Raw genomic sequence first — 15600 nt, 5'->3', positions numbered from 1 at the left:
CGCGGCTGCGGCGGGCGAAGATGGCGGTCCGCCCGGCGAGCGCGGGCTGTTCCCGGCACGGGTCCACGCGGAGGCACGCGACCTGCGTGATCGGCGCTGATCCGCGCGAATCCGCGGCAAGAACCCTGCGCTCGCCGTCAGCGCGGCGCTTCGAGCTGCTCGAGGATCGCCGCCGCCGCGGCCTGCTCGGCGGCACGCCGCGAACCGCCCTCGCCCTCGCTGGCCAGCTCCGGCTCGATGATCCGGCAGGCGACCACGAAGGTGCGCGCGTGTTCGTCGCCGGTCTCGGCCAGCAGCTCGTACTGCGGCAACGCACGCTGTCGGCCCTGCAGCCATTCCTGCAGCCGGGTCTTGGCATCCTTGCCGACCCTGTTGATCTCGAAACCCTCGAGCTCCGGCGCAAGCCAGGCCAGCACCGCGGTGCGACACGCGTCGAAGCCGGCATCGAGATAGATCGCGGCGATCACCGCTTCCAGTGCATCCGAGAGGATGGAGTCGCGGCGATGCCCGCCCGACTTCATCTCGCCGGGCCCCAGCATCAGCCGCGGCCCCACGTCGAGCCGCCGGGCGATGCGCGCAAGCGTCGATTCGCGCACCAGCTCGGCGCGCGCGCGGGTGAGCGCGCCTTCGTCGGCACGCGGGAAGCGCTGGTACAGCGCCTCCCCGGCGATCAGGCCAAGCAGCGCGTCGCCGAGGAATTCCAGCCGCTCGTTGTGCGGCGCGCCGGCACTGCGATGGGTCAGCGCCTGCGCGAGCAGGCCCTGGTCGCCGAACCGGTGGCCGAACGGATCACTGCCGGCCATCGCGCACACGCATCGGCATTATTCGCCGGCACCCGAACGGGTCAGCGCCTGCGAGGCATTGAACTTGCCGACCACGTCGAGGTTGCCGACCAGCGGGCGACGGATCTCGTAGTTCACGTCCATCTGCCAGCCGTTGTCGATCCGGCGCAGCTTGACGTGTTCCTTCTTCACGTTCTCCGAGTAGCTGATGTACAGCCGGCGGAAGAACAGGTCCTGGATGCGCGCGGGATCCTGGGTGGCGATGCCGGGCTCCTGCGACAGCCCCTTCATCGCCTGGCGCACGCTGTAGTACTCCGAGTACATCGGGAACAGCTTCATCAGGATGTAGGCGGCAAACCCCACCACCGACAGCACGATGACGAACCCCAGCAGGGTCATCCCCTTCTGCTTCTGCTTCATTGCCCTTCTCCCCGAAAGGTGCATGTCCGGCTGCGATGCTAGCGGCAGGCCGGGCCCTTGGACAGGGCCGGGCCGCGGTGATTCAACGGATGTTGCGGCCGATGCGGTCGAAGCCGACACCGCCGGCGGCACCGTCCCAGTTCATCCAGATCAGGAACGCCTTGCCGCGCAGCTGGCTCTCGGGCAGTTCGCCCCAGAAGCGGCTGTCGTCGCTGCGGTCGCGGTTGTCGCCCATGACGAAGTAGTGTCCCGGCCGCACCGTCCACTCGCCTTCGCCCGGATCACGGAACGGCAGCCCGGTAATCTCCAGCACCTCGTGGCTCCGCCCGGGCATCTCCTCGCGCAGCAGCGTGGCGCCGGTCATCTCCTGGCCGCGGCCACGACCCTCGTAGGCGCCGCCATCGATGTAGTCGAAGGCTTCGCCGTTCACGTACACGGTGTTGTCGCGGTAGGCGATGGTGTCGCCGGGCAGGCCGATGACGCGCTTGATCCAGTCCTGGTCGGGATGGTGCGGCGGGCGGAACACCACCACGTCGCCGCGCTCGGGCTCGCCGATGTCGATGACCTTGCGGTTGTTGATCGGCAGCCGCAGGCCGTAGGAGAACTTGTTGACCAGGATGAAGTCGCCGATCAGCAGGGTCGGCATCATCGAGCTCGACGGGATGCGGAACGGCTCGGCGATGAAGCTGCGCAGGATCAGCACCGCCGCCAGGATCGGGAAGAAGCTGCGCGCGTAGTCGACGATCACCGGTTCGTCGGAGCCGAGCAGGCCACCGCGGCGTGCACGGCCCTTCGCGAAGACCAGGCGGTCGAGCAGCCAGATCAGGCCGCTCAGGAAGGTCAGGCTGACCAGTCCGATTTCAAACCACTTCATTGGCGCTCCTTTGCGGCCGCGCAGTGCGACGGCAGGCGCACGCAGGCGCCGCACACGCGCGCGCTGCGCGTACCGGCGACCGGGCGTGCACCACGGTGATCACGAATCGCGGCTGGTATTCAGCACGGCGAGGAAGGCTTCCTGGGGGATCTCGACGCGTCCGACCTGCTTCATGCGCTTCTTGCCTTCCTTCTGCTTTTCCAGGAGCTTCTTCTTGCGCGAGATGTCGCCACCATAGCACTTGGCCAGCACGTTCTTGCGCAGCGCCTTGACCGTGGTGCGGGCGATGATCTGTGAGCCGATCGCGGCCTGGATGGCAACGTCGAACTGCTGCCGCGGGATCAGGTCCTTCATCTTCTCGGTGAGCTCGCGGCCACGACGGTCGGCATGGCTGCGGTGCACGATCACCGACAGCGCATCGACCTTGTCGCCATTGATCAGGATGTCCACGCGCACGAACGGGCCGGCGTCGAAACGCACGAAGCTGTAATCCAGCGAGGCATAGCCGCGGCTGACCGACTTCAGCTTGTCGAAGAAGTCCAGCACCACCTCGGCCATCGGCAGTTCGTAGGCGACCTGCACCTGGCTGCCCATGTAGGTGATGCCGACCTGGCTGCCGCGCTTCTCCTCGCACAGGGTGATCACCGCACCGACATAGTCCGGCGGGGTCAGGATGTTGGCGCGGATGATCGGCTCGCGGATCTCCTCGATCTGGTTCACCGGCGGCAGCTGTGCCGGATTGTCCAGCGGCATGATCCCGCCGTCCGTCTTGAGGATTTCGTAGATGACCGTGGGCGCGGTGCTGATCAGGTTGAGGTCGTACTCGCGCTCCAGGCGCTCCTGCACGATCTCCATGTGCAGCATGCCGAGGAAGCCGCAGCGGAAGCCGAAGCCCATCGCCTCGGAGCTCTCCGGCTCGAAGCGCAGCGCGGCGTCGTTGAGGCGCAGCTTGTCGAGCGCTTCGCGCAGGTCCGGATAGTCCTCGGCATCCACCGGGAACAGGCCCGCGAACACGCGCGGCTGCATCTCCTGGAAGCCCGGCAGCGGCTCGGAGGCGGGGTCGGCCATCAGGGTCAGGGTGTCGCCGACCGGCGCACCGTGCACGTCCTTGATGCTGGCGTTGATCCAGCCCACCTCGCCCGCACGCAGCGACGGCGTTTCCTTGCGCTTCGGCGTGAACACGCCGACCTTGTCGACCTGGTGCCAGCGGCCGGTGGACATCACCTGGATCTTGTCGCCGGCCTTGATCTCGCCCTGCATCACGCGCACCAGCGACACCACGCCGAGGTAGTTGTCGAACCACGAGTCGATGATCAGCGCCTGCAGCTTGTTGCTGCCGCGGTCGGCCGGCGGCGGGATGCGATGCACGATCGCCTCCAGCACCTCCTCCATGTTCAGGCCGGTCTTGGCCGACACCGCCACCGCATCGCTTGCATCGATGCCGATCACCGCCTCGATCTCGCCCTTGGCGCGGTCGATGTCGGCGGTGGGCAGGTCGATCTTGTTGAGCACCGGCACCACTTCCAGGCCCTGCTCGATGGCGGTGTAGCAGTTGGCCACCGACTGCGCTTCCACGCCCTGCGCCGCGTCCACCACCAGCAGCGCGCCTTCGCACGCCGCCAGCGAGCGGCTGACCTCATAGGAGAAGTCGACATGCCCGGGGGTGTCGATGAAGTTCAGGAAGTAGGTTTCGCCATTGCGCGCCGTGTACGGCACCGAGACCGACTGCGACTTGATGGTGATGCCACGCTCGCGCTCGATCGGGTTGTTGTCGAGAACCTGCGCTTCCATCTCGCGCGCGGTGAGGCCACCGCACAGCTGGATGATGCGGTCGGCGAGCGTCGACTTGCCGTGGTCGACGTGGGCGATGATGGAGAAGTTGCGGATATTCCGCATCGAATGGGTCATGGGGGTGGCGCGTCGGCGTCAGGGGGCGAAAAACGCGCCATTGTCGCACAGGGCGCACGGTCGCCAGCGCTCCTGGCGATGGCGTCCGCGCAATGCACGTCGCCCCTCGCGGGGCGACGCAGCAGGGACCGCAGGGTTCCGGGAGGCGGGTTATTCCGACTCGGCGCGCGGGGTGACCGCGATGAACTGGCTGCCGCGGGCGTTGCGCACCAGCAGCATCACGGTGTCGCCCGTCCTGGCGTCGCGCAGCGCGCGATCGAGTTCCGCCGGTGAATTGACCTCGTCGCGGCCCACGCGCAGCACGACATCGCCGGGCTGGATGCCGGCACGGCGCGCGGCCACGCCCTCGACGCGACCGATGCGCACGCCCTTGCCGGCCTCCACGCCGAGCTGGCGACGCTCGGCGTCGGCCAGCGGCTGGCCGACCAGGCCCAGCGGGTTCGACGATGCCGACGGCGCGGCGCCCGGTTGCGGCGCGCCACTGCCGGCGCGGCCGGCCACCAGGCTGCGGTCGAGCGGCGCGAGCGTCAGTGTGTAGTCGCGCTCGCGGCCCTCGCGGAACACGGTGAGCTTCACCCGGGTGCCCGGCGCCTTGTTGCCGATCAGCGGCGGCAGCTCGCTGGGCTGGTAGATGCGGGTGCCGTCGACCGCGCGGATCACGTCGCCCGGCTCGATGCCGGCCTTTTCCGCAGGACTGTCGGGCACCACCTCGTTGACCAGCGCGCCCAGGGTGTCGGGCAGGCCGAAGCCGCGTGCCTGTTCCTGGGTCATCGGGATCGAGTTGAAGAGCACGCCCACCTGGCCGCGTTGCACCGAGCCGGTGTCCTTGATCTGCTCGGCGACGTTCATCGCCATGTCGATCGGGATCGCGAAGCTCACGCCCTGGAAGCCACCGGTGTTGGAGAAGATCTGCGAATTGATGCCGATCACCTCGCCGCGCGTATTGAGCAGCGGACCACCCGAGTTGCCGCGGTTGATCGCCACATCGGTCTGGATGAACGGCACGTACTGCTGGTTGGCATAGGGATTGGAGCGGCCGGTCGCGCTGACGATGCCGGCAGTCACCGACTGCTCGAGCCCGAACGGCGAACCGATCGCCACCGCCCACTGCCCCGGCTTGACCAGGGTGGCGTCGCCGGCGCGCAGCGCGGTCAGGCCGTTGGCATCGATCTTCAGCAGGGCAACGTCGGATTCCTGGTCGCTGCCGACGATCTCCGCCTCGAACTGGCGGCGGTCCTGCAGGCGCACGCTGACAGTCTGTGCATTCTCGACCACGTGGTGGTTGGTGAGCACGTAACCGTCGGCCGAGATCACGAAGCCGGTGCCGGTGGAGGTGCCGCGCGGCATGCCCGGGTCCGCGCCACCGGGCGCACCCGGCAACCGGAAACCCGGGCCGAAGAAGCGCCGGAAGATCTCGGGCAGCATCTCGTCGTCGGGCATCTGCCCACCTGGCTGGTTGCGTGCCGCAGGCGCACCCACCAGCACCTCGATACTGACCACGCCGGGGGCGACCTGCTCCACCAGCCGGGTGAAGTCGGGCAGCCCGGTGACCAGCTGCGGAGCGGCGGGCGCGGACTGTGCGGGCGCGGTGGCCGCGGCCTGCGGTTCGGCGGTGGCGACCGGGAGCACGATGGCGGTGGTGGCTGCGGCGGTCATGGCGACCACGGCAACGATGGGCAGCGCTTTCTTCATCGGGGAAGGATCCTCGACCGGTTTCTGTGTGGGGTGTGCACGCGATGGAGATCGCGTGCGGGGGTCATTGGACGCCGGGTGTCGCCGGTGTATCGGCGGTATCGACGGACGCTCCGGCCCCGAGACTGCCGACCGGCATCGGCCAGACCAGCGTCGGACGGGGCCGCGCATCGATCTGCGGCTCGAACGGATGGTAGGTCCGCACCTGCATGGTGTCGGGCCCGTACCCGGCGGCAAACGGATTGCCGACCCCGGCGCGCGGCCATGGGCGGGCGGCCGGTGCGTCCACGGCCACCACGGACTCCACCGCCGCAACCACCGGACGCGACGCCGGCATCGACGGCTCCATCGGCTCCGTGGCCTGCGGGCGTGGCTGCGCGGCCACCGCGACCTGGGTCTGCTGCGACCGCCCGGCGGCTGCCGGCGTGGCCGTGACATAGCTTCCGCGCGCCTGGCGCTCGCTGCGACGCGGCACGTCCGCGGCCGCCAGCGCGGCGGCGCTGGCCAGTGCAAGGGTGCTCGCGTCCATGGCCTCGGCCTCCGGCGCCATTCCGGGCACCACCGCCCCGCTGGCCGGTGCGGCGTTGCCCGCGGCGACGCGCGACGGCAGCTCCGTCTCCACTGGCGGCTGCATCTGCCGGCCGACGAACAGCGCCGCCATCGCCACCGATGCCGCAAGCGCCGCGCCGCCGCCCCAGCGCATCAGCCCGGCGCGGCGCGCGACCGGCGCGGCCTGCACGGTCACCGTGTCCTCGGGCAGCCTGGCGCCCGCATTGATCGCCAGCGCGATGCCGGCGGCAAAATCGGCTGGCAGCGGCGCCTCGTGGCGGCCACGCAGCACGTCCCCGCAGACCTGCCAGCGCTCCCAGCAGCCGGCCAGTTCGGCATCGTGCTCGAGTCGGCGCAGCATGAAGCGCGCCTGGTCCGGCGACAGTTCGCCATCCAGCATCGCCGACAGCTGCTGGCGGTGATAGCGGTAGAGCTTGTCGGGATCGGGCTGCAGCTGCAGCGCGTCGCTGTCGTCTGGAAGCATCATCGGATCGCGCGCTCCACGGGTGTGTCGTTGTCCATCAGGGGCTTGAGTTCCTGGTCGATCGCCTCGCGGGCCCGGAAGATGCGCGAACGGACGGTACCGATCGGACAGCCCATGCGGGTGGCGATGTCCTCATAGCTCAGGCCGTCGACCTCGCGCAGCGTGATCGCGACCCGGAGCTCCTCGGGCAGTGCTTCGACCGCGCGCATGACCGTTTGTTCCATCTGTTGTCGCATCAGTTCACGTTCGGGGGTGTCGCTGTCGCGCAGGCGGATGCCGGAATCGAACTGTTCGGCGTCGGAGACATCGATGTCATCGGTGGGCGGCCGCCGCCTGTGTGCAACGAGGTGGTTCTTCGCGGTGTTGACGGCGATGCGATGCAGCCAGGTGTAGAACTGCGCATCGCCGCGGAAGTTGCCCATCGCGCGGTAGGCACGGATGAAGGTTTCCTGCGCCACGTCCTGCACTTCGCTCCAGTCGGCGATGTAGCGGCCGATCAGCGCCGCGATGCGGTGCTGGTACTTGCGCACCAGCAGGTCGAACGCAGCGGTGTCGCCGCGCTGCACGCGGCGGACGAGTTCCTGGTCCAGCTGTTCGGTATCGATATCGGCCATCGGCCGGCAGCTCCTGTGGCCCGGCCGGACTGGCTGGGCGGTGTGACCCGCATACGGGCAGGAAGTTCCGTGGTCTGAACCCTGTGAAGCATCTGGGGGTTGCCGTGCCGTCCCACAAGCCGGCGCCGGAACACGGCGTCAGCGCGCGGCGAAACGGCCTTCGACGGGCCGGCGGATTTGACGCAGGCGAAACAACCTCTGGATCATAAGGGCCTCTCCCGTACCCTATCGGATGGTGCCGCATGTTTGCAGGCCTCGACGGACTGCGCCTCAGTCATTGGAAAGCCGCGCAACGCGAGGATGGCGTGCTCGTGCTGGCCTTCGACCGCGCGGGCGAATCGGTCAACACGTTCGCGCAGGACGTGCTGATCGAACTCGACGCCGTGCTCGAGCGGCTGGCGCTCGAACCGCCGAAAGCGGTGGTGGTGACCTCGGCCAAGGAAAAGGGCTTCATTGCCGGCGCCGACATCCGCGAGTTCGCGGAGTTCGACGCGAAGGGCACGATCGGTGATTCGATCCGTCGCGGCCAGCAGGTGTTCCAGCGCCTGGCCGATCTACCGTGCCCGACGGTCGCCGCCATCCACGGCTTCTGCATGGGCGGCGGCACCGAGATCGCGCTGGCCTGCAATTACCGCATCGCCAGCAGTGACGGCTCCACCCGCATCGGCCTGCCGGAAGTGAAGCTCGGCATCTATCCGGGATGGGGCGGCAGCGTGCGCCTGCCGCGGCTGGTGGGCGCGCCCGCGGCGTTCGACATGATGCTGACCGGCCGCACGCTGTCGGCCAAGGCCGCGCGTGGCATCGGCCTGGTCGACAGGGTCGTCGAGCCCGCGCTGCTGCTGGACGCCGCGGCGACGCTCGCGCTCAAGGGCGCGCAACGGCCGCTCAGGCAGCGCGCACTCGGCTGGGCGACCAACACCTGGCCCGTGCGCCAGTTGCTGGCGCCGCAGATGGTCAAGCAGGTGTCGCGCAAGGCACGCAAGGAGCATTACCCGGCACCGTACGCGCTGATCGAGACCTGGCGCCGCACCGGCGGATCCACCGCACAGCGGCTGGCGGCCGAGCGCAAATCGGTGGTCCGGTTGGCGGGCACGCCGACCGCGCGCAACCTCACCCGGGTGTTCTTCCTGCAGGAGCGCCTGAAGGCGCTCGGCGGCAGGCACCACGGCATCGGCCATGTGCACGTGGTCGGCGCGGGCGTCATGGGCGGCGACATCGCCGCCTGGTCGGCCTACAAGGGCTTCGAGGTGACCCTGCAGGACCGCGAGCAGCCCTACATCGACAAGGCGCTTGCGCGCGCGCAGGAGCTGTTCCAGAAGAAGGTCAAGGACGACGCCAAGCGCCCCGATGTCGCCGCACGGCTGAAGTCCGACCTGCTGGGCGAGGGCGTGGGACGGGCCGACCTGGTGATCGAGGCGATCATCGAGGACACCGATGCCAAGCGCGGCCTGTATACGCAGGTGGAGCCGCGGCTCAAGGCGGATGCGCTGCTGGCGACCAACACCTCGTCGATCCCGATCGACGGGCTTGCGCAGGGCCTGGCACGTCCGGCGCAGTTCGCCGGCCTGCACTACTTCAACCCGGTGGCGCTGATGCCGCTGGTGGAGATCGTGCGCCACCCGGGCATGGACGAGGCCACGCAGCAGCGGCTGGCGGCGTTCTGCAAGGCGATCGACAAGCTGCCGGTGCCGGTCGCCGGCACCCCCGGCTTCCTGGTCAACCGGCTGCTGTTTCCGTACATGCTCGAAGCGGCGACCGCGTATGCCGAGGGCATCCCGGGGCCGGCGATCGACCGTGCCGCGGTCCGGTTCGGCATGCCGATGGGGCCGATCGAACTGATCGACACCGTGGGCCTCGATGTCGCCTCCGGGGTCGGCCGCGAGCTCGCGCCCTACCTCGGCCTGCAGATCCCCGCCACGCTGGCCACCCCGCCGGAAATGGGCCGACGCGGCAAGAAGGACGGTCAGGGGTTGTATGCCTGGGAAGACGGCAAGGCGAAGAAGCCGGAACTGCCGAAGGACTACAAGGCGCCCGACGACCTCGAGGACCGCCTGGTGCTGCCGCTGATCAACGAGGCGGTGGCGGCACTGCACGATGGCGTGGTGGCGGATGCCGACCTGCTGGATGCGGGAGTGATCTTCGGCACCGGCTTCGCGCCGTTCCGCGGCGGTCCGATCCAGTACGTGCGCGAGACCGGTGTCGACGCCGTGCTGGCCCGGCTCAAGGTCCTGCAGGCGCGGCATGGGGACCGCTTTGCGCCACGCCCGGGCTGGGACAACCCGGCATTGCGCGGCGCCTGACCGCGGACACCTGCGGGGCGCGGCGCACGCCGCGTCCCGTAACGCGCCCGGCTCACATCGTGTGCGTGGGCTTCTCTGAATTGGCGGTGCCGGCCAGCAGGGTCTCGATCCTGCCACGCACGTTCTCGCCTTCCTGGGTATCGGCGAACTGCACGCCGATGCCGGCCATGCGGTTGCCCTGCGCGCCCGGCGGCGTCACCCAGATCACCTTGCCGGCGACCGGCAGGCGCTCGTTGGACTCCGGCAGCACCAGCAGCACGAACACCTCGTCGCCAATGAAATAGCGCTTGGCGGTCGGCACGAAGATGCCGCCCTGCTTCAGGTACGGCATGTAGGCGCTGTAGAGCTGGGCCTTGTCCTTCACCGTCAACGACAGGATGCCCTGTCGCGCGCCGCCACCGGTTGCCGCCATTCGCTATCTCCTCGTACCGCGCCCGCCGGCGCTCCTGCTGTGTCCGCTCTCGCCCATGGCCTCGCGCCAGGCCAGCAGCAGCTCGCCCACCGCCAGGTCCGCCCGCACGGTGGTGCGCAGCAGGTCGCGGGTGCGGTTGGCATGCGCGAACCAGGCCGTGAGCCTGCGGGTTCGCACGGGGTCGGTCAAGCCGGCCGCACGCGTCGCCGCGAGGTCGGCGGCATGGCGCAGGCGCGCGTCGGCATCCTCGTCGCCGGTCCAGCGCCTGGCGACTTCCGACGGCGCCAGCGTGCCCGCGGCCAGCGCATCCAGATCCGTGGCGACGCCGGCACGCAACGCCATGCCACCCTCGCGCAGCCAGTGCTCCGCGATGCCGGGATGTCCGCGGGCGGCATCCAGCGCCTCGGCCGCGGCCTTGCCCGCATGGCCCTGCGACTGCAGCCAGGCCAGTGCCTCGTCGCGCGGCGGAAGGCGGAACTCCAGGCGCTGGCTGCGGCTGCGGATGGTCGCCGGCAGCCGCATCGGCTCCGCGGCCACCAGCCACAGATAGCGGCCGGGTTGCGGCTCCTCGAGCGTCTTCAGCAGCGCATTGGCCGCGGCATGGTTGATCGCATCGGCCGGGTCGACGATCGCCACCCGCGCCTGCCCGTACTGCGCGGTGAGCGCCAGCTTGCCGGTGAGCACGCGGATCTGTTCGATGACGATCTCGGTGCGCATGCGCGTGCCCTCGCGGTTCGGCTCGAGGCCCACTGCAAGCAGATCGGGATGGGTGCCGGCGGCGATCAGGCTGGCGGCGCGCGCATCGTGGCCTGCGCCCAGCAGGTGCGAGGCCAGACGGTCCGCGACCGCACGCTTGCCGAGCCGTGCCGGACCACACAGCAGCATCGCGTGACCCATGCGGCCACTGTCGAGGGCATCCACCGCACGGTCGAAGGCGCGCTGCTGCCAGGGCGCGAGCGACGACGGATTCACGCCGCCGTCCTCCAGCCACGCAGCGCCGCCACCGCGGTGGCCGCCACCGCGTCTGCCGGCGGCGCGGCATCGATGATGCGGAAACGGGCGGGTTCGGCGTGGGCACGGGCGAGATAGGCGGCGCGCACGCGCTCGAAGAACTCGTCGCGCTCGCCTTCGATGCGGTCGGGCACGAGGTCGCGGCCACGGGTGCGTTCGCGGCCGCGGGCGACATCGATGTCGAGCAGCAGGGTGAGGCCCGGGCGCAGGCCGACGAAGCCGTGCTCGAGCAGTTCGATGCGCGCGGCGTCGAGACCGCGGCCACCGCCCTGGTAGGCATAGCTGGAATCGGTGTAGCGGTCGCACAGCACCCATGCGCCGCGCGCGAGTGCCGGCTCGATCAGTTCGCGCACGTGCTGCACCCGCGCGGCGAACACCAGCAGCAGTTCGGCTTCGGCGACCGCCGGGGCGCCGCCGGGATCGAGCACGAGTTCGCGGATACGCTCCGCCAGCGGCGTGCCGCCGGGTTCGCGGGTGACCAGCACCTCGGCCCCGTCCTCGGCCAGGGCGGTACGCAACGCGGTGAGCACGGTGGTCTTGCCAGCGCCCTCGCCGCCTTCCAGCGAGACGAAGCGCGGATGCGTGGCCATCGCGCCGGGCACGCTCGCCCCGGATGCCGGCGACCCGGCGGCTGGCGTCGAACCGCCCATCACTGCGCCACGCGCGCGCGGTAGCGGCGCACGTACTCGCGCACCGCCACGTTGTGTTCGGCATAGGTGCGCGAGAACACGTGCCGTCCACTGCCGTCACCGATGGCGACGAAGTACAGCGCATCGCCGTCGGCGGGTTGCGTGGTCGCGCGAAGCGCGGCCACGCCGGGCATCGCGATCGGCGTCGGCGGCAGCCCGTCGCGGGTGTAGGTGTTGTAGGGGGTGTCGGTCTGCAGGTCGCGGCGGCGGATGTTGCCGTCGAAGTCCGCGCCGATGCCGTAGATGACGGTGGGATCGGTCTGCAGGCGCATGCCGATCTGCAAACGGCGCACGAACACCCCGGCGATCTGCGGCCGTTCCTCGGCGATGCCGGTTTCCTTCTCCACGATCGAGGCCAGCACCAGCGCCTCCTCCGCCGTCTTCAGCGGCAGGTTGTCGGCACGCTGCGCCCAGGCCTCGTCGAGCGCACGTTCCAGCGCGCGGTTGGCACGACGCAGCACGTCGAGATCGCTGTCGCCACGGGTATAGAGATAGGTTTCCGGAAGGAAGCGGCCCTCCGGGTGCACGCCCGGCCGGTCGATCGCCGCCATCAGCGCGGCGTCGTCGAGCGCGGCGCTGTCGGATTGGAGATGTTCAGCGCGCGCGAGCGCTGCACGCAGTTCGCGGATGTTCCATCCTTCGACGATGGTGAAGCGGTGCCGCACGACCCGGCCGTCGCGCATGTTGGCCAGCACGTCGCGGGCGCTCATGCCGGGCTCGAGTGCGTACTCGCCCACCTGCAGCCGCCCGGCGGCGCCGAGCTGGCGGGCCAGGAGCTGCCATTCGAGGTCGCTGCCTTCGCGCACGCCGGCCTCGCGGATCTTCTGCAGCACGCGGGCGAAGGAATCGCCGCGTTCCACCACGTAGCCGTCGCCGGCATCGATGCCTGCCAGCGGTTCGTGCCGGAAATCCTGCCAGCGGTCCCACGCCCAGTACGCCGCGCCACCGGCAAGCAGTGCGAACAGGGCAAGAAAGGCGCCGATGCCGCGCCAGCGTCGGGAGGTGGCCATCAGCGCACGCCGTGTGCGGGGTGGGGGCAGGTCATCGCGCAAGGATAGCGTGGGTGCCCCGGCCCTGCGTCGGCTCGGCGTCCGCCGCGAGTGCGTGCAGCATGCCGCGCGCCTTCGCGCGCGTCTCGTCGAGCTCGCGCTGCGGATCGGAGTCGGCGACGATCCCGGCGCCGGTGCGGAAGCGCACCCGCTCCCCGGCCACCTCGGCACTGCGGATGAGGATGTTGAGGTCCATGTCGCCGTCGCGGTTCAGCCAGCCCATCGCGCCGGTGTAGGCGCCGCGGCCAACCGCCTCGAGCTCGGCGATCACCTGCATGCAGCGCACCTTCGGGCAGCCGGTGATGGTGCCGCCGGGATGGACCGCGGCGATGACCTCGCCGGGGGTGGCATCGGCACGCAGCAGGCCGCGCACATTGCTGACGATGTGGTGGACATGGGCATAGCTCTCCACCGTCATCAGCTCGTCCACTTCCACGCTGCCGGGGGTGCAGACGCGGCCCAGGTCGTTGCGCTCGAGGTCAACCAGCATCACGTGCTCGGCGCGTTCCTTGGCATGCCCCACCAGCTCGCGCACGCGCGCGGCATCGTCTTCGCCCGGCAACCGCGGCCGCGTGCCGGCGATCGGACGGGTCTGCACGACATCGCCGCGCACGTTGATTAGCCGCTCGGGCGAGGCACTGACCACGGTTCCGCCTGCCGTTGCGAACAGCCCGGAAAACGGCGCCGGGCTCATCGTGCGCAGGCGTGCGTACAGCCGCGCCGGCTCCAGCGGCGCGTCGAAGCGGGCCTCCCAGCCGCGCGACAGGTTGACCTGGAAGACGTCGCCAGCCGCAAGGTAATCGAGGATGCGATGCACGCCGTCGAGGAATGCATCCGGCGCGTCCTCGTCGAGCGCCGCGGGCGGCATCCAGGCCCTGAATTCCGGTGGCGCTGCGCACGCCAGGTCCGCCTCGACCAGATCGAGCAGCCCGCCATATGCGGCCTCGTCCACCGCAATGCACTCGCCTGTCGTGTGGTCGCGAAGCACCGCCGCCGGGCAGCGCCGGGCCTGTGCCACCGGTAGCGCACCGGGCGCAGGCGGCAGGCTCAGCACCCGCTCGATCTGCGCGCCCAGCTCGTAGCCCAGGAACAGCGCCCAGCCACCGCGGAACGGCCAGCGCAGTTCCTCGCGAGGCTGCCGCAGCGCCTGCCAGTGGCGATCGAGCACACCGAGGAAGCCGCCTTCCAGTGCGTCGCCGCGCGTGTCGCGCACGACGCCATCCGTGCCCAGCGAAAAACCATCGCCGTCGGCGACCAGCAGCAGGTCCCAGCGCGCCTGGGCGGTGCCGTGGGCCACCGATTCCAGCAGCACCGGATAGCGCTGCGGTGCACGCCGGTGCAGCGCGAGCAGGTCGGTATCCGGGGCAAGTTGGCGGGTGATCAGCACGGCGGTGTCCAGGTGGAAGGCGGCAACGTGATGCGACGCGGTCTTCCACGCCGCCGGCAGCCGCAGACGACCATCGGCGTCGAACTCACGCATGTACCCGCCGGAGATGCCGGCACCATCCGCCGGCACGGCATCGGGCCTCAATGCATCTGCATGGAGGCCTTCGCGGCTTACACCTTCGCGAACACCAGCGTGCCGTTGGTGCCGCCGAAGCCGAACGAGTTCGACATCGCCACCTCGACCTGCGTGTCGCGCGCGGTATTGGGGATGTAGTCGAGGTCGCAGCCTTCCGACGGATTGACGAGGTTGATCGTGGGTGGCAGCACGCCGGTGTGGATCGCCATCGCCGAGTACACCGCCTCGATGCCGCCGGCCGCGCCCAGCAGGTGCCCGGTCATCGACTTGGTGGAGCTGACCATGACCGAACGCGCGTGGTCGCCCAGCGCCTGCTTGACCGCCATCGTCTCGGCGAGATCGCCAGCCGGCGTCGAGGTGCCGTGCGCATTGATGTAGCCGATGCGGGCGACGTCGATGCCGGCGTCGTTGATCGCGTTGCGCATGCAGCGTGCCGCGCCCTCGCCGTTCTCGCTGGGCGCGGTCATGTGGAACGCATCGCCGCTCATGCCGAAGCCGATCAGCTCGGCATAGATGCGCGCACCGCGGGCCTTTGCACGCTCGTACTCCTCGAGGATCAGGATGCCGGCCCCGTCGCCCATGACGAAGCCATCGCGGCCCTCGTCCCACGGACGCGATGCATGCGTCGGCTCCTCGTTGTGGGTGGACAGCGCCTTCATCGCGCAGAAGCCGCCCAGCGAGGTCGGCGTGGTCGCGTATTCGGCGCCGCCGGCGATCATCGCGTCGGCATCGCCGTACTGGATCATGCGCATCGCCAGGCCGATGTTGTGGGTGGCCGTCGTGCACGCGGTGACCGCGGCCACGTTGGGCCCCTTGGCACCGGTCATGATCGACACCTGGCCCGCGATCATGTTGATGATCGTGCTGGGCACGTAGAACGGCGACACCTTGCGCGGGCCGCCCTCGTGGTACTTGATGGTGGTGTCCTCGATGCCCTTCAGGCCACCGATGCCGGCACCGATCGCCACGCCGACGCGCTCGCCGTCGGCGGCCACGTCGAGGCCCGAATCCTCGATCGCCATCATCGAGGCGGCCACGCCGTAGTGCACGAAGGTGTCCATCTTCTTGATGTCCTTCGGTGCGATCCAGCGGCTGGCGTCGAAGCCCTTGACCTGGCCGGCGATGCGGGTCGGGAATGCGGACGCATCGAAATGGGTGATCGGGGCGATGCCCGAGCGACCCGCGACGATCGCTTCCCAGTTCGAGGCGAGGTCGTTGCCGACCGGCGACAGGATGCCCATCCCGGTGATCACCACGCGACGCTTGGACATGGAATGCTCCTCAATCGGTTCTG

The 15600-nt window shown here is 69.8% G+C and carries 14 protein-coding genes; 1 reads left to right on the top strand and 13 read right to left on the bottom strand.

All coding sequences use genetic code 11. The features are described 5' to 3' along the window. Positions 1 to 137: 137 nt before the first annotated feature. The 7 genes from rnc to rpoE form a co-directional block, all read right to left on the bottom strand. Positions 138 to 803, bottom strand: a complete 666-nt coding sequence (gene rnc, locus LDO11_RS04470; RefSeq protein WP_232140501.1) for a ribonuclease III — start codon at positions 801 to 803, stop codon at positions 138 to 140. A gap of 18 nt (positions 804 to 821) precedes the next feature. Beyond that, positions 822 to 1202, bottom strand: coding sequence for a DUF4845 domain-containing protein (locus LDO11_RS04465; protein WP_100322249.1), 381 nt, complete (start codon positions 1200 to 1202; stop codon positions 822 to 824). An 82-nt stretch (positions 1203 to 1284) separates the two neighbouring features. Next, positions 1285 to 2076: a signal peptidase I gene (lepB, locus tag LDO11_RS04460; RefSeq protein ID WP_232140500.1), complete on the bottom strand. Its 792-nt coding sequence runs from the start codon at positions 2074 to 2076 to the stop codon at positions 1285 to 1287. Positions 2077 to 2175: 99 nt separating this feature from the next. Further along, positions 2176 to 3972 (bottom strand): translation elongation factor 4, encoded by a 1797-nt coding sequence (lepA, locus tag LDO11_RS04455; RefSeq protein ID WP_232140670.1) that lies wholly within the window; start codon positions 3970 to 3972, stop codon positions 2176 to 2178. Positions 3973 to 4134: 162 nt separating this feature from the next. Beyond that, entirely contained in the window at positions 4135 to 5676 is a 1542-nt protein-coding gene (locus LDO11_RS04450) for a Do family serine endopeptidase (protein WP_343132713.1), read from the bottom strand. 64 nt (positions 5677 to 5740) lie between these two features. Next, positions 5741 to 6712, bottom strand: coding sequence for a sigma-E factor negative regulatory protein (locus LDO11_RS04445; protein WP_232140499.1), 972 nt, complete (start codon positions 6710 to 6712; stop codon positions 5741 to 5743). Then, complete coding sequence (gene rpoE, locus LDO11_RS04440) at positions 6709 to 7323, bottom strand: RNA polymerase sigma factor RpoE (protein WP_129136332.1); 615 nt, start codon at positions 7321 to 7323, stop codon at positions 6709 to 6711. The genes LDO11_RS04445 and rpoE overlap by 4 nt, the downstream gene beginning before the upstream one ends. 242 nt (positions 7324 to 7565) lie before the next feature. Between rpoE and LDO11_RS04435 the strand changes: the two genes are divergently transcribed. Then, a complete protein-coding gene (locus LDO11_RS04435; protein ID WP_232140498.1) occupies positions 7566 to 9623 on the top strand; it encodes a 3-hydroxyacyl-CoA dehydrogenase NAD-binding domain-containing protein in 2058 nt (685 codons plus the stop codon). Positions 9624 to 9675: 52 nt separating this feature from the next. Here LDO11_RS04435 and LDO11_RS04430 read toward each other — a convergent pair whose 3' ends face one another. The 6 genes from LDO11_RS04430 to fabF form a co-directional block, all read right to left on the bottom strand. After that, positions 9676 to 10035, bottom strand: a complete 360-nt coding sequence (locus LDO11_RS04430) for a PilZ domain-containing protein (protein ID WP_129136334.1) — start codon at positions 10033 to 10035, stop codon at positions 9676 to 9678. Between the two features lie 3 nt (positions 10036 to 10038). After that, positions 10039 to 11007, bottom strand: a complete 969-nt coding sequence (locus LDO11_RS04425; RefSeq protein WP_232140497.1) for a DNA polymerase III subunit delta' — start codon at positions 11005 to 11007, stop codon at positions 10039 to 10041. Beyond that, positions 11004 to 11648, bottom strand: coding sequence for a dTMP kinase (gene tmk, locus LDO11_RS04420; protein ID WP_232140669.1), 645 nt, complete (start codon positions 11646 to 11648; stop codon positions 11004 to 11006). The genes LDO11_RS04425 and tmk overlap by 4 nt, the downstream gene beginning before the upstream one ends. 47 nt (positions 11649 to 11695) lie before the next feature. Continuing rightward, positions 11696 to 12745: an endolytic transglycosylase MltG gene (gene mltG / locus LDO11_RS04415; RefSeq protein WP_232140496.1), complete on the bottom strand. Its 1050-nt coding sequence runs from the start codon at positions 12743 to 12745 to the stop codon at positions 11696 to 11698. A 31-nt stretch (positions 12746 to 12776) separates the two neighbouring features. Further along, a complete protein-coding gene (locus tag LDO11_RS04410; protein ID WP_232140668.1) occupies positions 12777 to 14171 on the bottom strand; it encodes an aminodeoxychorismate synthase component I in 1395 nt (464 codons plus the stop codon). A gap of 170 nt (positions 14172 to 14341) precedes the next feature. After that, positions 14342 to 15577 carry a beta-ketoacyl-ACP synthase II gene (gene fabF / locus LDO11_RS04405; RefSeq protein WP_232140495.1) on the bottom strand — a complete coding sequence of 412 codons (1236 nt, stop codon included), beginning with the start codon at positions 15575 to 15577 and terminating at the stop codon, positions 14342 to 14344. Positions 15578 to 15600: the final 23 nt, after the last annotated feature.

This window comes from Alterluteimonas muca (assembly GCF_021191595.1).
GTDB lineage: Bacteria > Pseudomonadota > Gammaproteobacteria > Xanthomonadales > Xanthomonadaceae > Luteimonas > Luteimonas muca.
The sequence above is the reverse complement of the archived record's forward strand: the minus strand, read 5'-3'. Positions and strand labels throughout refer to the sequence as shown.